At 64.8% G+C, this 16,548-nt stretch carries 17 protein-coding genes; 6 read left to right on the forward strand and 11 right to left on the reverse strand.

The window, feature by feature from the left end:
- Positions 1-53 precede the first annotated feature (53 nt).
- Positions 54-1,289 carry a phosphoserine phosphatase SerB gene (serB, locus tag ACAG21_RS08580; RefSeq protein ID WP_370495570.1) on the reverse strand — a complete coding sequence of 412 codons (1,236 nt, stop codon included), beginning with the start codon at positions 1,287-1,289 and terminating at the stop codon, positions 54-56.
- Between the two features lie 13 nt (positions 1,290-1,302).
- Positions 1,303-3,045: a cytochrome c oxidase subunit I gene (ctaD, locus tag ACAG21_RS08585; RefSeq protein ID WP_370495571.1), complete on the reverse strand. Its 1,743-nt coding sequence runs from the start codon at positions 3,043-3,045 to the stop codon at positions 1,303-1,305.
- Between the two features lie 213 nt (positions 3,046-3,258).
- Here ctaD and ACAG21_RS08590 point away from each other — a divergent pair, with 213 nt between their 5' ends.
- Positions 3,259-4,338, forward strand: coding sequence for an iron-siderophore ABC transporter substrate-binding protein (locus tag ACAG21_RS08590; RefSeq protein WP_370495888.1), 1,080 nt, complete (start codon positions 3,259-3,261; stop codon positions 4,336-4,338).
- A 124-nt stretch (positions 4,339-4,462) separates the two neighbouring features.
- Positions 4,463-5,503, forward strand: coding sequence for an NAD(P)-dependent alcohol dehydrogenase (locus ACAG21_RS08595; protein ID WP_370495572.1), 1,041 nt, complete (start codon positions 4,463-4,465; stop codon positions 5,501-5,503).
- Here the strand turns inward: ACAG21_RS08595 and ACAG21_RS08600 are convergent.
- From ACAG21_RS08600 to ACAG21_RS08620, 5 genes are all read right to left on the reverse strand, one after another.
- On the reverse strand, positions 5,492-5,917 hold the full coding sequence (locus ACAG21_RS08600; protein ID WP_370495573.1) for a DUF3349 domain-containing protein: 426 nt from the start codon (positions 5,915-5,917) through the stop codon (positions 5,492-5,494). The genes ACAG21_RS08595 and ACAG21_RS08600 overlap by 12 nt on opposite strands.
- A gap of 342 nt (positions 5,918-6,259) precedes the next feature.
- A complete protein-coding gene (locus ACAG21_RS08605) occupies positions 6,260-6,787 on the reverse strand; it encodes a pentapeptide repeat-containing protein (RefSeq protein ID WP_370495574.1) in 528 nt (175 codons plus the stop codon).
- Between the two features lie 279 nt (positions 6,788-7,066).
- Positions 7,067-7,564 (reverse strand): hypothetical protein, encoded by a 498-nt coding sequence (locus tag ACAG21_RS08610; RefSeq protein WP_370495575.1) that lies wholly within the window; start codon positions 7,562-7,564, stop codon positions 7,067-7,069.
- Positions 7,565-7,602: 38 nt separating this feature from the next.
- Positions 7,603-8,577 (reverse strand): class 1b ribonucleoside-diphosphate reductase subunit beta, encoded by a 975-nt coding sequence (nrdF, locus tag ACAG21_RS08615; protein WP_207768481.1) that lies wholly within the window; start codon positions 8,575-8,577, stop codon positions 7,603-7,605.
- Between the two features lie 125 nt (positions 8,578-8,702).
- Positions 8,703-9,314 (reverse strand): TetR/AcrR family transcriptional regulator, encoded by a 612-nt coding sequence (locus ACAG21_RS08620; protein ID WP_370495576.1) that lies wholly within the window; start codon positions 9,312-9,314, stop codon positions 8,703-8,705.
- 91 nt (positions 9,315-9,405) lie between these two features.
- Here ACAG21_RS08620 and ACAG21_RS08625 point away from each other — a divergent pair, with 91 nt between their 5' ends.
- A complete protein-coding gene (locus ACAG21_RS08625) occupies positions 9,406-10,992 on the forward strand; it encodes a phytoene desaturase family protein (RefSeq protein ID WP_370495577.1) in 1,587 nt (528 codons plus the stop codon).
- A gap of 48 nt (positions 10,993-11,040) precedes the next feature.
- Here the strand turns inward: ACAG21_RS08625 and ACAG21_RS08630 are convergent, their stop codons facing one another.
- Positions 11,041-11,637: a hypothetical protein gene (locus ACAG21_RS08630; RefSeq protein WP_370495578.1), complete on the reverse strand. Its 597-nt coding sequence runs from the start codon at positions 11,635-11,637 to the stop codon at positions 11,041-11,043.
- 175 nt (positions 11,638-11,812) lie between these two features.
- Here ACAG21_RS08630 and ACAG21_RS08635 point away from each other — a divergent pair, with 175 nt between their 5' ends.
- Positions 11,813-12,259: an SRPBCC family protein gene (locus ACAG21_RS08635; protein ID WP_370495579.1), complete on the forward strand. Its 447-nt coding sequence runs from the start codon at positions 11,813-11,815 to the stop codon at positions 12,257-12,259.
- Positions 12,243-12,788 (forward strand): TetR/AcrR family transcriptional regulator, encoded by a 546-nt coding sequence (locus ACAG21_RS08640; protein WP_370495580.1) that lies wholly within the window; start codon positions 12,243-12,245, stop codon positions 12,786-12,788. The genes ACAG21_RS08635 and ACAG21_RS08640 overlap by 17 nt, the downstream gene beginning before the upstream one ends.
- On the opposite strand, the gene ACAG21_RS08645 is transcribed toward ACAG21_RS08640, so the two are convergent.
- The gene (locus tag ACAG21_RS08645) at positions 12,768-13,340 is read right to left on the reverse strand and encodes a TetR/AcrR family transcriptional regulator (RefSeq protein ID WP_370495581.1); all 573 of its coding nucleotides are present in this window, start codon (positions 13,338-13,340) and stop codon (positions 12,768-12,770) included. The genes ACAG21_RS08640 and ACAG21_RS08645 overlap by 21 nt on opposite strands.
- Before the next feature lie 102 nt (positions 13,341-13,442).
- Between ACAG21_RS08645 and ACAG21_RS08650 the strand changes: the two genes are divergently transcribed.
- Complete coding sequence (locus tag ACAG21_RS08650; RefSeq protein WP_370495582.1) at positions 13,443-14,363, forward strand: SDR family NAD(P)-dependent oxidoreductase; 921 nt, start codon at positions 13,443-13,445, stop codon at positions 14,361-14,363.
- Between the two features lie 14 nt (positions 14,364-14,377).
- On the opposite strand, the gene ACAG21_RS08655 is transcribed toward ACAG21_RS08650, so the two are convergent.
- The gene (locus tag ACAG21_RS08655; RefSeq protein ID WP_370495583.1) at positions 14,378-14,836 is read right to left on the reverse strand and encodes a universal stress protein; all 459 of its coding nucleotides are present in this window, start codon (positions 14,834-14,836) and stop codon (positions 14,378-14,380) included.
- A gap of 72 nt (positions 14,837-14,908) precedes the next feature.
- Complete coding sequence (locus ACAG21_RS08660; RefSeq protein ID WP_370495889.1) at positions 14,909-16,462, reverse strand: flavin-containing monooxygenase; 1,554 nt, start codon at positions 16,460-16,462, stop codon at positions 14,909-14,911.
- Between the last annotated feature and the right edge of the window lie 86 nt (positions 16,463-16,548).

The raw sequence follows: 16,548 nt of genomic DNA on the forward strand, positions 1-16,548 counted from the left end.
CATCGTGCCGTACCGCGACTGTGCGATGGCTGCCGGGTCGGTCCAGTGCGCACCTACTCGGGCGGAATCTCGACGCGGCGCACTTCGCCGTCGACGGCATCGGCGGCCTCGATCTCGCCGCGCGTGACGCCGAGTAGAAACAGCACCGTGTCCAGGTACGGGCTGCTCAGCGACGCGTCGGCGACCGCCCGCAGCGCCGGCTTGGCGTTGAACGCCACGCCCAGCCCGGCCGCGGACAGCATGTCGATGTCGTTGGCGCCATCTCCGACGGCCACGGTCTGCGCCATCGGCACCCCGGCCTGCTGCGCAAAGTCCCTCAGCGCCTTGGCCTTTCCGGGCCGGTCGATGATCGGGCCGATGACTCGGCCGGTGAGCTTGCCGTCGACAATCTCGAGTTCGTTGGCGGCGACGAAGTCCAGCATCAACTCTTCGGCCAGCGGTTCGATGATGCGCCGGAAACCGCCGGAGACCACGCCGCAGTGATAGCCCAGGCGCCGCAGCGTCCGCAGCGTGGTCCGGGCACCGGGCATCAACTCCAACTGGTCGGCGACCTCGTCGATCACGGTGGCGGGCAGACCGGCCAGGGTGGCGACCCGCTCCCGAAGCGACTCGGCGAAATCCAATTCGCCGCGCATCGCGGCCTCGGTGATCGCGGCGACCTTGCCCTCGGCGCCCGCCTTGGCGGCCAGCATCTCGATGACCTCGCCCTGCACCAGCGTCGAGTCGACGTCGAAGACGATGAGCCGCTTGGACCGCCGCTCCAGGCTGTAGTCCTCGACCGCGACGTCGACGCCCTCGCTCGAGGACACCTTGTTCAGCGCGGTCCGCAACGGGCCGTCGGCTCCGGGCGGCACCGAGACCCGAAGCTCCAGGCCGGTCACCGGATAGTCGGAGACGCCGCGAATCAGGTCGATGTTGACCCCGAGCGCTGCGACCTCGCGGGCAACCGCGCCGAACGCGCCGGCGGTAACCGGCCGCCCGAGCACGTAGATGGTGTGCGTCGACGGCTCACGCATGATCGGCACGGCCTCGCTGCGCTCGATCGTGACGTCGAGACCGACCGCGTGGATGGCGTCCTCGACGTCGTCGCCCAGCACGATGCTTTCGGCGACTTCCGGGGGGCAACAGAGCAACACCCCGAGCGTCAGGCGGCCCCGGATGACGACCTGCTCGACGTTGAGCAGGTCGATTCCGTGCCCGGAAAGCGCATCGAAAAGCGCGGACGTTACACCCGGTTGATCCACTCCGGTGACGGTGATCAGCACCGACACCTTAGGTGGTGTCTTCACCCGAGACGGGCCATTAGCTGCGGACTTCGACGTCGAGTCGTGTGACGTCGTGGCCTTCTTTTCCGTGCGCCCGGCCGACGTGCGACTCGGCGCGCATGCGCTCCACCATGTGCGGGTAGTGCAACTCGAAAGCCGGTCGCTCCGAACGGATTCGGGGCAGTTCGGTGAAGTTGTGCCGCGGCGGCGGGCAGCTAGTCGCCCACTCCAGCGAGTTGCCGTAACCCCACGGGTCGTCGACGGTGACCACTTCGCCGTAGCGCCAGCTCTTGAAGACGTTCCACACGAACGGGAACATCGAGGCGCCCAGAATGAATGCGCCCACCGTCGAGACGATGTTCAGGCCCTGGAAGCCGTCGGTGGCCAGGTAGTCGGCGTAGCGGCGCGGCATACCCTGATCGCCCAGCCAGTGCTGCACCAGGAACGTGGTGTGGAAGCCGATGAACGTCAACCAGAAGTGCAGCTTGCCCAGGCGTTCGTCGAGCAGCCGGCCGGTCATCTTCGGGAACCAGAAATAGATTCCGGCGTAGGTGGCGAACACGATCGTGCCGAACAGCACGTAGTGGAAGTGCGCGACCACGAAATAGCTGTCGGTGACGTGAAAGTCCAGTGGCGGGCTGGCCAGCAGCACCCCGGTCAGGCCGCCCAGCAGGAAGGTGACCATAAAGCCGACCGAGAACAACATCGGCGTCTCAAACGTCAACTGGCCCTTCCACATCGTGCCGATCCAGTTGAAGAACTTGATTCCGGTCGGCACCGCGATCAGGTATGTCATGAACGAGAAGAACGGCAGCAGAACGGCTCCGGTGGCGAACATGTGGTGTGCCCACACCGCGACGGACAGCGCGGCGATCGACAACGTCGCGTAGACCAGCGTGGTGTAACCGAAGATCGGCTTGCGGGCGAAGACCGGGAAGATCTCCGAGACGATGCCGAAGAACGGCAACGCGATGATGTAGACCTCGGGGTGCCCGAAGAACCAGAACAGATGCTGCCACAACAGAACTCCGCCGTTGGCCGAGTCATAGATGTGGGCGCCCAGGTGGCGGTCGGCGGCCAGTCCGAACAGCGCCGCGGTCAGCAGCGGGAACGCGATCAGAATCAGGATCGAGGTCACCAGGATGTTCCAGGTGAAAATCGGCATCCGGAACATCGTCATGCCGGGTGCCCGCATGCAGACCACGGTGGTGATCATGTTGACCGCGCCCAGGATGGTGCCCAGACCCGCGACCGCCAAGCCCATGATCCACAGATCGCCGCCCGCACCCGGGGAGTGGATCGCGTCGGTGAGCGGGGTGTACGCGGTCCAGCCGAAGTCGGCCGCGCCGCCCGGCGTGATGAAACCGGCCATCGCGATCGTGGCGCCGAACAAGAACAGCCAATACGAGAAGGCGTTCAGACGCGGGAAAGCCACGTCGGGCGCACCGATCTGTATCGGTAGCACCAGGTTGGCGAAACCGAACACGACCGGGGTCGCATAGAACAACAGCATGATCGTGCCGTGCATGGTGAACAGCTGGTTGTACTGCTCATTCGACAAGAACTGCAACCCCGGCGCGGCCAACTCGGCACGCATCAACAGCGCCAGCAACCCGCCGATCAAGAAGAAGGCGAAGCAGGTGACGACGTACATGATGCCGATCAGCTTGTGATCGGTGGTGGTGATCAGTTTGTAGATCAGGTTCCCTTTGGGACCAGTCCGGGCCGGGTACGGCCGAACGGCCTCGAGTTCTGCCAACGGGGGCGCTTCGGCTGTCAACAGCTCCTCCAAACATCCATCCCAGACATGGGTTCCCCCGAATCTTAGCGCCCGATTAAGCCGCTGGCAGTGCTGGTCCTACAAACTGTCGTAATTGGCTCATCGCGGACGCCGGGCCGCGTCGTCAGACCGGTTCCCAACTGGCCGGATGTTAGCGTCGAACGCGTGCAATCCGGCGGTAGGCAGCCCACCCTGAGGCCCGTCAACGGACGTCTGGTGGCCGTCGCCGCGATCGCGGCGGCAGCAGCCGTGGCGTGCGGCGGTTGCGGCTCCGGGCAGCCCGGCACCACGGGGTCGTCGACCCGGTCGCTGGTCACCCCCACCACGCAAATCGCGGGGGCCGGGGTGCTGGGCAACGACCGCAAGCCCGACGAGTCGTGCGCGCGGGATGCCGCACCGGCCGATCCCGGGCCGGCGACCCGGCAGGCCCACAACGCCGCGGGGGTCACTCCGGACTCGGTCCAGGTGCCCGCGGAGGCGCAGCGCATCGTGGTGCTCTCCGGCGATCAGCTCGATGCCGTCTGCGCACTCGGCCTGCAATCGCGCGTCGTCGCCGCTGCCCTGCCAGACGATTCCTCGAGTCAGCCGTCCTATCTGGGCGAGGCCGTCCACGCGTTGCCCGGTGTGGGTTCCCGCAGCAATCCCGACCTGCGCGCGATCGCCGCGCTGCACCCGGATCTGATCCTGGGCTCGGTCGCTCTGACACCGCGGACGTATCCGAAGCTGGCAGCGATCGCCCCGACGGTGTTCACCGCCGCACCGGGCGGAGCCTGGCAGGACAACCTGCGCATTGTCGGCGGCGCGACGGCACGCAGCGCCGCCGTCGACGGGTTGATCAGCGGTTTCACCCAGCGCGCCAACCAGATCGGCGCCTCCCACGACGCGGCCCACTTCCAGGCTTCGGTCGTCCAGCTGACGGTCAACAGCCTGCGGATCTACGGCGCCAACAACTTCCCGGCCAGTGTGCTCAGCGCGGTCGGGGTGGACCGGCCCGCGTCCCAGCGGTTCACCGACAAGCCCTACATCGAGATCGGGGCAAGCGACGCCGAACTGGCCAAGGGTGCGGATTTCTCGGCGGCCGAGGCCGACGTGATCTATATGTCGTGTGCGGACCGCGCTGCCGCCGACCGTGCCGCGACGATCCTGGACAGCGCCCCGTGGCGCAAGTTGTCCGCGAACCGCGACAACCGGGTTTACATCGTCAACGACGAGGTATGGCAGACCGGGGAGGGCGTGATCGCGGCCCGGGGCATCATCGACGACCTGCGCCTGGTCAACGCCGCGATCAATTAGCGCTGCCCGGTCGGTGCACGCACACATGGTCATAAGCTCATGCGTGGGTCCAGTCCGATTGGCCTGAAACCTTTACCCTAGCTAAGCTTTTCTAGGACGCAAACGAATCGAAGAGGAATTGCTAATGAGCACTGTTTCCGCGTATGCCGCCACTTCGGCCAAGGAACCGTTAACCAAGACGACGATTACCCGCCGCGACCCGGGGCCCCATGACGTGGCGATCGACATCAAATTCGCCGGCATCTGCCACTCCGACATCCACACCGCCAAGTCCGAATGGGGTGTGCCGAACTACCCCGTCGTCGTCGGCCATGAGATCGCCGGTGTGGTCACCGCCGTCGGGGACGAGGTGACCAAGCACAAGGTGGGCGACCACGTGGGCGTGGGCTGCATGGTCAACTCTTGCGGCCAGTGCAGCAGCTGCAAGGCCGGGCTGGAGCAGTACTGCAAGCGGGGCGCGACCTTCACCTACAACTCCACCGACAAGGACGGGACGCCGACCTACGGCGGCTACAGCCAGGCAATCGTCGTCGACGAGAACTTCGTCCTGAGCATTCCGAGGTCGCTCCCCCTGGACAAAGCCGCCCCACTGCTGTGCGCGGGCATCACGCTGTTCTCACCGCTGCGCCACTGGAAGGCCGGGGCGGGCACGAGGCTGGCGATCATCGGCCTGGGTGGCCTCGGCCACATGGGCGTCAAGCTCGGCGCGGCGATGGGTGCGGAAGTGAGCGTTTTGTCGCAGTCGCTGAAGAAGATGGAGGACGGACTGCGGCTGGGCGCCAAAAACTACTACGCCACCTCCGACCGCGACACCTTCAAGAAGTTGCGCAGCAGTTTCGACCTGATCCTCAACACCGTCTCGGCGAACCTGAAGCTCGACGACTACGTGGGCCTGCTCGACGTCGATGGCACGCTCGTCGAATTGGGCATCCCCGAGCACCCCATGGAAATCGGGGCGTTCCCGCTGGCGCTGGCGCGCCGTAGCCTGTCCGGGTCGAACATCGGCGGCATCGCCGAAACCCAGGAGATGCTCGACTTCTGTGCCGAGCACGATGTGACCCCCGAAATCGAGGTCATCGAAGCGGATTACGTCAACGAGGCCTACGAGCGAGTGCTCGCCAGCGACGTGCGCTACCGCTTCGTCATCGACATCTCAACCCTGTGAGACGCCCTCGGCCACGTCGTCGCGGCGGCACGCGATCTCTTCGGCCGCGGCGGCGTGCTCGTCGTCGGGGGCAACCGCGCTGACGCTGATACCGGCCAGCGGCCAGCCGGCGGCGGCCAGCGTGGCGGCGACGCGCTGAATGTTCTCTTTGCCCGGGTCGTGGTGGGTCGTCTTGGTGATGAACTCCGCGATCTCGTCCTTGCTGACGACGCCGTCAGCTCCGGGTTGCGATTCCTTCGCGGCGATGTTGTGAGCAACTTCTTCGAGCTGCTCCGGGGTCAAGGGGGTGCTCCGCAGCAGGGCGAACAACGCCACCTGGTCCGGGCCGGGGACGCCTTGCGGGTAGCCGACGTCCAGCCAGCGGATCACTGACTTGAGAAATTTCGCGTGCTTGTGAGAGTGATGTTCCGACACCCCCTCAGTCTCGGGGTTTGGACGCTGCCGTGGCCTACGACCAGGGCGACTATTCATATGCCGTTCACGACCTGAACATCTAGTGCTCGAAATCGCCAATGCCGGGCTGCCGATGAGCCATCCAGCGAATCGGGGCTGTTTACCGCTCCAGCGAATTAAGATGAGCGGGCCGACAACGGCCCGGGCCCAGCCCGGAAGAACGGAGTGGTCATGTCTCGCCTCACGAGCAAACTTGTCGTCGCACTGGTTCTCACCTTCGCCGCCGCCGCCACGACCGCGGGGTGCACCATTAACTGCCCAGACGGCCTCGGGGTCTGCGGTATTAGCTGAAACCTTCCACGCCTAGCGGCGGAGCTCTTCGGCGGCCGCACATGGTTGGTCGCGCGGCGGACGGTTGAAGCCGGGCGGCCACGACGTCGAGGCGTCGTAGTGGACGCATCGAAACACCGCACCATTGAGATTGGCGGTTTTCAGATTGGCGCGATACAGAACAGTGTGATCGAAGATGGCCCCCGTAAGATTGGCGCGGTCCAGATCCGCGTCACTCAAATTGGTGCCTTTCATTTCAGTTTCCGATAGATCCGCAGCAATGAGATCCGCGTGATCCAGACGGGCAAAATTGAAACTCGCGCCGTACAGATTCGAGTTATTGAATATTGCTCCCTCGAGTTGCGCGTCGTCGAAGTTGGCGTGCGCCAGCGCAAGTCCGCGCAGATGTTGCCCGCGCAGATCAAGACCCCCGAATGGCCGCGGTTGATAGGGGTCGACGGCAGAGTGATCGCGTACGAATCGGAGATTTTCCAACCGCAATGCCCGGTCCTCGCGAGCATCATCGAGCAGGGCTTGGCCCTTGATAGTCCCCACCGCCACGATGGCGCCGGTAACCAGCGCGACGACGGTGGGAATGACGAGTTCGCTGAAAAACCAGGGCAGTTCGCGGTGTTTGCGCGGCTTGCCGGAAGGTGGCGGATTCGAGACGGGCGGCGGTGTCGCCGGTGGGACGCGCCGAGCTCGTGGACGGCCGGCGACCGCGGGTCGTTTGCGTCGCGACCTACGGCGATGCGGTGCGACCACAGCCTGTGTCATGGGCGCAGGCTATCGGCGCGCACCGAAGACCACCCAAAATGTGGGCATCCAGCTAGTTGCGGATCAGCTGTTCTCTTCGCGCAGGGCCTGCATCGCCAACTTGTTGAGCAATTGCCGGCCGACGTCGGTGCGCAACTGAGGCAGCATCGCCGAGACGACACCGGCAGCGGTGAGAGCGAGGCGGACCAGACCGTCGGGCGTGGCGTCCGCGTCGGCCAGCACCTCGTATTCGACGCCGGGATCTTCCGCGTGTTGGGCCATCGCCATCCGGGCCACCAGCCGGTTGTCACGTTCGAGCTCGACCTCGTCGAGGCCGGACGCCTGAGTCATGGTTTGGCCGATCTCCGCGATTTCGTGCGGTTCGCACAGCTGAGCCACCAGTTGCCAGAAGATCGAGACGGTGGCGCGGATCAGCTGCGGAAGCCGCTCACTCGGAATGACCTCGTCGTCGAGGATGACGCGCATGCCGGCTTCGTCGCCGCGCTCCCCGTGCTGAATGAGCGCCAACGCGCGCCGGAAGTCGGCCGCGCCGACGGAGTCCTCACTACCCACCCTGCTCATCCTGCCCTGAGTAGCAACGGGCAACGCGGGCTGCGGCGTTAGAAGTCCCAGTCCTCGTCTTCGGTGACGACGGCCTTGCCGATGACGTAGGAAGACCCGGAGCCGGAGAAGAAGTCGTGGTTCTCGTCGGCGTTCGGCGAGAGTGCCGACAGGATCGCCGGGTTCACGTCGGTCTCGTCGCGCGGGAACAGCGCCTCGTAGCCCAGGTTCATCAGCGCCTTGTTTGCGTTGTAGCGCAGGAACTTCTTGACGTCCTCGGTCAGCCCGACCTCGTCGTAGAGGTCCTGGGTGTACTCCACCTCGTTGTCGTAGAGCTCGAAGAGCAGCTCGTAGGTGTAGTCCTTGAGCTCGGCGCGCTTGGTCTCGTCGACCATCGCCAGCCCGCGCTGGAACTTGTAGCCGATGTAGTAACCGTGCACCGCCTCGTCGCGGATGATCAGGCGGATCATGTCTGCCGTGTTGGTCAGCTTGGCCCGGCTCGACCAGTACATCGGCAGGTAGAAGCCCGAGTAGAAAAGGAAGCTCTCCAGCAGCGTGGAGGCCACCTTGCGCTTGAGCGGCTCGTCGCCCCGGTAGTACTCCATGACGATCTCGGCCTTGCGCTGCAGATTGGGGTTCTCCTCAGACCAGCGGAAGGCGTCGTCGATCTCGTTCGTGGAGCACAGCGTGGAGAAGATCGAGCTGTAGCTCTTGGCGTGCACCGACTCCATGAACGCGATGTTGGTGTAGACGGCCTGCTCGTGCGGCGTCAACGCATCGGGAATCAGGCTGACCGCGCCGACGGTCCCCTGGATGGTGTCCAGCAGCGTCAGCCCGGTGAAGACGCGCATCGTGAGCTGCTTCTCGTTGGCGGTCAGCGTCCCCCACGACGGAATGTCATTGGACACCGGCACCTTCTCCGGCAGCCAGAAGTTTCCGGTCAGCCGGTCCCAGACCTCGGCGTCTTTCTCGTCTTGCACCCGGTTCCAGTTGATCGCCGAAGCACGGTCGATCAGCTTCATGTTTTCGGTCACCAGAACCCCACTTCACACACCATATTGGCTGCTGGACTGTTTGCTGCTACTTGGACCACAAACACTACCCCTGGGGGCCGACAAGCGGCTGTAACACAACACGTTGTGTCTACGTGTCGCGCGGATTAATCCAATCCGGCTGTACGCAGGGTGTGCGTGAGCCCGTCTTCCAGCGCCCTCAGCGCGATGTCGGTCAGCCGGCTCAGCTCGTCGATATCCTCGCCGCCTTTGCTCATCCACGCCTCCAGCGAGGCGAAAACCGCCGTTGCCAGGCTGTGCGCCGCGATGTCGGCGATCATGGCCGCTTCAACGGCCAAGCCGGTCGGCTTCGATCGCGCGTGGATGAACCGGCTGATCTCGTCGGCGACCTGGTCGCGCATCCGTCCGATGTGGGTGGTGATGATGTCCTGGTCGAGGTCACGCGACCGGATAGTGGCGGCCTCACGGACCATCGCGAAGTCAAAAGGGAAGGCGTCCACGGCTTTTCGCACCGAGGCGGTGATGGGTTCACCGTGCGGGCGCAAAGCCAGTGCGCGGGCGAACCATTCGAAGCCGATGTCGTAGTCGGCGAAGATCACCGCGTGCTTGGACGGGAAGTGCCGATAAAAGGTGCGCTCGGTGACGCCGACATCGGCGGCGATGTCGGACACGCTCGTTCGGTGCACGCCATCGGCGACGAAGCGCTTCATCGCCGCCTGGATCAAGGCCTGACGCGTGCGCTGACTACGAGATTCCACCCGGCAAGCAGACACCAAATGTCAGCATTGACGCAAATATGTCAGGTATGACATTGTGCCTGGAGCCGGGATCACTCAGCGAGGAGTCAGCATGGCCGACTATGACGCGATCATCATCGGAGCAGGTCACAACGGATTAGTTGCCGCGAATGTGCTGGCCAAGAACGGTGCGAAAGTGCTCGTCCTGGAACGCGCCCACTTCCTTGGCGGCATGGCCGCGACCCGCGAACTCTTCGACGGGTACAAGCACAGCGTCGGCGCCTGGGCCGTGCTGATCTGGCGCCAGGAGATGACCGACCGGCTGGAGCTCACGAAGTGGGGCTTCGAGCTGATGGATCAGTGGACGTCGACGTGCACGTTCGGCCCCGGCACTGAAGCCGAAGACACCCCATTCGTGATGTACAACGACCTGGAGCGGATGGGGCGCCATCTCCTCGAGGATCACGGGGCCGACGTCGCGACGGCGCTCGGCGGATTGTTCGCGCACCTAGGAAGATTCGCGCCCTACTTCGTCGACTCTGCATTCGGTCCGCCGCTGGACATCATCGAAGTGATCGCCTCGCAGCCCACGCCTGCGGACCGGCACGACTTCGCCCAAATGTGGTACGGCAGCACGATGGACACCGTCCGGCGCTTCCTTGCACCCGACCAGGGCCGCTGCATCCAGGGCTCGCTGGCCGCGATGTCGATCGACGCGTTCGACGGCGGACCCTGGACACCGGGCTCGAATGCATCGACGCTGTACCACTACCTGATCGGCGGCGGCAACGTCGAATACATCATGCCGCGCGGCGGCATCGGCGCGTTGAGCACCGCGCTGTGCCGGCGCGCCGAATCGCTGGGCGCCGAGGTGCAGTGCAAACAGCACGTCAAGGAGATCCTGGTCGAGAACGGACGCGCTACCGGTGTCCAATTGCGCGATGGCACAACGATTTCCGCCGACGCCGTGCTCTCCTCGCTCGACCCTTACACCACCTTCGTGAATCTGGCCGGCGCGCAGAACTTTCCGCCCGACTACATCCGCAAGATCAAGGAGATCAACTTCAACCTGGGATACATCCAGGCCCATCTCACCATTGACCAAGCGCCACAATGGATCGAGCGCCTGCAGCCCTACCTGCACGACAACGGCCAGTGGTGTCCGACAGTCGCCTACGCGCCGTCGCCGGAATACATCAGCGACGCGTGGGAGCAATACCGCAAGGGCATGCTGCCCGACGCTCCGCCCACCTACCTGTACATCCCCAGCATGGTCGACTCGTCGCTGGCGCCCGAAGGCAAGCACAGCGCAACGATTTTCACGCCCTACTTCCCCACCGGGCTGGACGCCGACGAAAATCGAAGCTGGAAAGAGCAATACGCCGACACCTGCGTCGGGATCTTCGACAAGTTCGCGCCCGGGTTCGCCGACTCGGTGACCAACCGAGTCGTGTTCTCCAACCGCTACTTCGGCAGCACGTTCAGCGCACACGCCGGCGACTACTCGCACGGGTTGTTGCAGCCCAACCAGCTGTGGACCGGTCGCGTCGTCGAAGGAGCCGACAAGTTCGCCACCCCGGTCGACGGGCTCTTCCTCTGCGGCCAGTGCACCCATCCGGGCCCGGGAGTCACCGGCATCCCCGGGTGGAACGGCGCCGAAGCGGCACTCGAGCACCTCAACGCACGAGTGAAGGCCTAGTGCGTGCGCTTGTGGGCGCCGCGACGTACTCGACGCGACCGGCCTCGACTACATCTGGGTGATCGTGCAGTCGTAGAAAGCCCAGAGCTGAATCCTGTCGGCGTCGGTGTAGATCTTGATTTCGACAGGTCCGCTACCGCCGGCCGGGACGACGAAGGTGAACGTGGTGGGTCTGGCGTTGTCCTCGAAACTGGCCGCCACACCAGGGCCTTCCACGCGGTAGTACCCCGGGTAGTGCGGTCCTACCGCGATGCTTGTCGCCCGACAGGTGACCAAGACCCCGCGCCCCGCCGGCGCCTTCGCCAGCGTGAGCCGCAGATACGGCTGAAACTGCGCGTTGCCCGTGAACGTACCGACTGACGCGAACGCGTTGGCGCCGGCCGTGTAGTAAGCGACGGTTTCGAAATCGAGCCACGCGACTCCGTCGACCGCGGGCCGGCGCGGGCTCAGCACGGCGAGCGTCGCAAGCGGGGCAGCATCCAGTTCCAGCACCGCGTCGCCCGCGGTGTCGAGAATCTCGCGCTGACCGACTGTTGTGGTCAACACCGGAATGCGGTTCACCTGCAAGCCAGGCCGCTCCTCGAGCTCTCGTAGACGAGCCACCAGTGTCTCCGGCAACGAGGCTGCCGCAATGACGTCCGACATTGTCTTGCTCCTCTCGTGAGGTGTAATCCGTTGTGTGGAAAAGATTTATCTCGCGGCCCGCAAGCCCGATAGCGTAGTGGGCTACTCATTCGGTCGGCGGGAAGCGCCTAAGCGAACGCGGAAGAGTCGGCAGCGCCCCTGTTCGCGGCGTTCGGTTTCATGTACCATCTGGTACATGTTTAACGAAGACAGCATCGAGATCGATGCCGCGCCGCAATTGGTCTGGGATGTCTTCACCGATGTCGAGCACTGGCCCGACTGGACCGCGTCGGTGACATCGCTTACCGGGCTGGATGGACCCGTCCTGGCCATCGGCAAACGGTTCGCGATCAAGCAGCCCGGCATGCAGAAGCTGGTCTGGCAGGTTACCGAGCTCGACCCGGGGTCGTCCTGGACCTGGGTGCAGCGCTCCCCCGGCGTTCTGGTCAGCGCCCGCCACGATGTCATCGGCCAACCGGACGGCCGCACCCTGGTGCGCCAGCAACTCGATCAGGGCGGCGTCCTCGGCGCGCTCGTCGGGCGGCTGATGGCCAAGAAGACCAAACGCTTTCTCGAACTGGAAGCCCAAGGACTCAAGGCCCGCTCGGAGCAGCTCAGCCGGGCCCATGGTCCGCACCCCTGACCTGGCGCGGCGCCGGCAGCTCCTCGACGCGCTGATCGACGAATTCGCCGACGGTGGCATCGGCGACCGATCCCTGCGCGATATAGCCGATGCCGTCGGCACCAGTCACCGAATGTTGCTGCACCACTTCGGGTCTCGAGAGGACCTGCTACTGGCGGTCGTCGAGGAGGTCGAGCAACGCCAGATGAGTCTGCTCTCCGAGTTGCCGGCGGACGCCGCCGACGGCTTTACCGCGATGTGGGCCGATCTGCGCCGGCCGGAGCTACGACGGCTGGAGCGCCTCTTTTTCGAGTGCTATGCCCGCGCCGCCCAAGGCGAAAAGCCTTTCGCCCGAATGGTTCCCGGCGCCGTCGATGGTTGGCTGACCGCGGTGGATGCCGCCGCGAAAGGCACGGGAGACTCGGCGATGGCCAGGCTCGGCCTGGCCGTCACCCGGGGGCTGCTGCTGGATTTGGTGGCAACCAACGACGATGCCGGTGTGGACGCCGCCGCGCAGGCTTTCGCCGATCTACTCCGCTTTGGGCAGTAGCGAGATGAGGGTGTCGACGAGCTCCTCGGCGTCGGTGTGCCACTTGTCCAAATCCATGTGACCGCTCAGATCCAGGCCCGTGATGCCGTGGGCACTGGTCAACAGCAGGGCTGCGTAGCGACTCGCTTGCTGCGGACCGGTAATGCGACCCACGATGTCCAGAAACAAATCCTGCGCGCGTTGGGCCACCCGCATCGCCTCGGTCGGATCGCCCGCCGGTGGGGTGAACATCAACCGGTACAGGTGGGGCCGGGTACGGCCGATATCGATCAACGAAAGTAGCCCGGTGCGCAAGCACTCCTCGGGCGAATCGTCGCTGTCAACCAATGCCTGCAGCGCGTCGCCCAATTCGCTCAAGGCGTTCATGGCCACCACCGCCAGCAGCGACTCCTTGTCGGCGAAGTGGCGATAGGCCGCCGAGCGCGAAACACCTGCCCGAGCACCGACTTCGCGCAGCGTCACCGCTTCGACTCCGCCGAGATCGAGTAACACCTCGGCGGCCTCGAGCAGTGAGCGGCGTGTCGCCGCAGCACTCTCCGCGCGTGTCGTCACCCGCCGAGCATAAGCCAGCCTCCCAGTTGACAATGTCAACTCAACCGCCTAACTTCAGTTGACAACGTCAACTCAAAGGCTCGTCACCGGATGGAGATTGCCATGAATTCCTCGAATCGTATCGACCGTCAGGAACTGATCGTCGTGACCGGCGCTTCCACCGGCATCGGGGCGGCAACGGCAAAAGAACTGGCCCGCAGAGGTTTTCATGTGCTGGCCGGTGTTCGCCGCGACGCCGACGCCGACGCGTTGCGCACCGAGGGCATCGAACCCGTCATTGTCGATATCACCATGGAATCGGACGTGGCCGCGATCGCCGAGCGGGTCGCCCACGATCCACTGCATCGTCCATTGCGCGCGTTGATCAACAACGCCGGCATCGCGATCAACGCGCCGGTAGAAGCCTTGCCGATTACCCAGTGGCGCAAGCAGTTCGAGGTAAATCTGTTCGGTCACATCGCGATGACCCAGGCGCTGTTGCCGGCGCTGCTGCTCAGCGCCGGCACCGTCGTGAACATCAGTTCCGTTGGGGGAAAGGTGGTGCTGCCGACTTACGGCGCCTACGCCGGTTCGAAGTTCGCCCTCGAGGCGGTCAGTGACGCGCTGCGGCGTGAGGTCGCCGAACTCGGCATCAAAGTGGTCGTCGTCGAACCCGGCGCGGTCAAGACCGAAATGGCCGAGCGTGGCATCGCCACCGCCGAAGAGCTGCAGGCCAACATGACCGACACCCAGGTCGCCCGGTATGGCGATCTCGCCGCGGCCGTCATCGCACAGGCCCGATCGTTCGGCGAGGTCGGCGTTTCTGCCGAGCATGCCGCGACAGTCATCGCCAAGGCGGCCACGGCCACTCGCCCGCGGACTCGCTACACAATCGGGCGCGACGCCGCGATCCTGCTGCGGGTCAGCCGCGTCGTCTCGGACCGGGTCCTGGACCGGATCGTCGGCTTGAACCTTCGGTCCTTTGCCAAGGATGCGCGGCGACGTGGAAAGTTAAGCCCTGCAACGACTTCAATCAGCGGCTAAAGCCGGACGACGCGCTAGTCGGAGGTGTGGACGATCAGGACGTCCATCTTGGCCCGGCGGGAGACTTCGGAGGGGACCGATCCCAGCAACCGCCCCGCGACGCTGGCGAGACCGACGTTTCCGACGACCAGCAGGTCGGCGCCGACCTCCTCGGCGAGCTGCACCAGCGCGGTGATGGGCGCACCGACGATCGCCTTTTCCTCCACGTTCCTGGCCCCGGCTTGGTGCGCCCGCTCCCTGGCGTTGTGCAGGATCGCGTAATAGGGGGCCTGGCCCACCGTCCGGTAGTCCTGACCGTGGTCGCTGCCCGGCGGGATCGCGTAGCGACCGCGTTCCTCAGCGACGGGGGGATGTGCCGTCGCAATGATCAATTTCGTACCGTCTCCCGCAGCGATCGCGGCCGCGCGGTCGACCGCACGCAGCGACGAGTCCGAGCCATCGGTGCCGACCACGACGGTCTGATACGCGCTCATAAACCTCCGAGTCTAAAGCCTGCCCACTGGTTTTGGGAGTCCTGAACTGCGGTTATCGCTAAGCGGCAGCGCTCAGCCCTGCGCGGCCACCGCGGAGCGCACAGCGCGTGACCCGCTGCGCACGCCGAAGAATTGATATTCCTCGGGCTTGACCGAGCGGGTGGAACGCCAGTACTGCCAGGTGTAGCCGCCCCACAGCACGGTGTTCTTGCCGTGCTCGTCGAGATACCAGCTGCTGCAACCGCCGCTGTTCCACACCGACCCCTTGAGCTGCTCCTGCAACTCGTCGTTGAACTTGTCCTGTGCCGCGCGAGTCGGCGCCAGCGCCTGCGCGCCGAATTTGTCGCACTTCTTGATCGCGTCGGCGACATAGCGGATCTGGGACTCGATCATGAACACCACCGAGTTGTGCCCCAGCCCGGTGTTGGGACCCAACAGAAAGAACAGGTTGGGCATGTCGGCGACGGTGATCCCCCGGTGCGCACCGATGCCCTCGCGGTTCCAGCGGTCGACCAAGTCCTCACCGTGACGTCCCTTGATCTGGACATAGGTGTAGGAGTCGGTGACGTGAAAGCCGGTGCCATAGACGATTACGTCGACCGGGTGTTCGGTGCCATCGGCCGTCACGATCCCGTCGGGCGTGATTCGGGTAATGCCGTCGGTGATCAGTTCGGTCTTCGGGTCGGCGACCGCGCGGTAATACGTCGACGAGTTCAGAATTCGCTTGCAGCCGATGCGGTAGTTCGGGATCAGCTTGCGGCGCAGCTCGCGGTCCTTGACCGAGCGGCGGATGTTGTACTTGCAGTACGCCTCAATGAATTTCAGCGCGTTCGGCCGCTTCGTCATGCCGAATGCCAGCGCCTCCTGTCCCCAGTAGATGACCAGCCGCACCAGGGCGCGCAGCCCGGGGACGTTCTCCATGGCCCGGCGCAGCGCCACCGGCAGATCCGGGTTCGACCGCGGGACCACCCACGGCGGGGTGCGTTGGTAGAGCTGGAGCTCGCCGACCTGCCCGACGATCTCGGGGACGATCTGGATCGCGCTGGCGCCGGTCCCGATCATTGCCACCCGCTTGCCGGTGAGGTCGACGCTGTGGTCCCACTGCGCGGAATGGAAAGCGGGACCGCGGAATTCGTCGCGACCCTCGATCTCGGGGATTGACGGGATGTGCAGCGCGCCGGCGCCCGAGATCAGGAACTGGGCGACGTATTCGCGTCCATCGGTGGTGAACACGTGCCAGCGGTGTTCGTCGTCATCCCAATGTCCGCGATCGACCAGCGAATTGAATTCGATGTAGCGGCGCAGCCCGTACTTCTCGGTGACGCCCTTGAGGTAGTCCCAGATCTCGGGCTGGTAGGAGAACGGGTTTTTCCAGTCCGGCTTGGGTTCGAAGGAGAACGAGTACAGGTGCGACGGGATGTCGCAGGCACACCCGGGGTAGCTGTTGTCGCGCCAGGTTCCGCCGACGTCATCGGCTTTCTCCAGGATCACGAAGTCCACGCCCTGCTGCTGCAGCTTGATCCCCATGCCCAGCCCGGAGAACCCGGTCCCGATGATCAGCGCGCGGGTGTGCACCGGTGCCGGGGCCTCGCGCCCCGAAACTGGGTTTGCTTCGGCTTGTGTCAATGCATCGGTCACAGTGGATCGGTCCTTCTATTGGCTTATCGGCTCGCGCGTTTGCCGCCGCACCCATGTTTACTCGGGGCCGGCTA

Source organism: Mycobacterium sp. pR1184, assembly GCF_041287235.1.
Classification (GTDB): Bacteria; Actinomycetota; Actinomycetes; order Mycobacteriales; family Mycobacteriaceae; genus Mycobacterium.

What these genes read in the sequence shown, in the direction of transcription:
- ACAG21_RS08595 (WP_370495572.1), top strand. Translation starts at nt 4,463, where the DNA reads ATGAGCACTGTTTCCGCGTATGCCGCCACTTCGGCCAAGGAACCGTTA.
- ACAG21_RS08655 (WP_370495583.1), bottom strand. Translation starts at nt 14,836, where the DNA reads ATGAGCGCGTATCAGACCGTCGTGGTCGGCACCGATGGCTCGGACTCG.
- ACAG21_RS08625 (WP_370495577.1), top strand. Translation starts at nt 9,406, where the DNA reads ATGGCCGACTATGACGCGATCATCATCGGAGCAGGTCACAACGGATTA.
- ACAG21_RS08610 (WP_370495575.1), bottom strand. Translation starts at nt 7,564, where the DNA reads ATGAGCAGGGTGGGTAGTGAGGACTCCGTCGGCGCGGCCGACTTCCGG.
- ACAG21_RS08635 (WP_370495579.1), top strand. Translation starts at nt 11,813, where the DNA reads ATGTTTAACGAAGACAGCATCGAGATCGATGCCGCGCCGCAATTGGTC.
- ACAG21_RS08650 (WP_370495582.1), top strand. Translation starts at nt 13,443, where the DNA reads ATGAATTCCTCGAATCGTATCGACCGTCAGGAACTGATCGTCGTGACC.
- ACAG21_RS08640 (WP_370495580.1), top strand. Translation starts at nt 12,243, where the DNA reads ATGGTCCGCACCCCTGACCTGGCGCGGCGCCGGCAGCTCCTCGACGCG.
- ACAG21_RS08630 (WP_370495578.1), bottom strand. Translation starts at nt 11,637, where the DNA reads ATGTCGGACGTCATTGCGGCAGCCTCGTTGCCGGAGACACTGGTGGCT.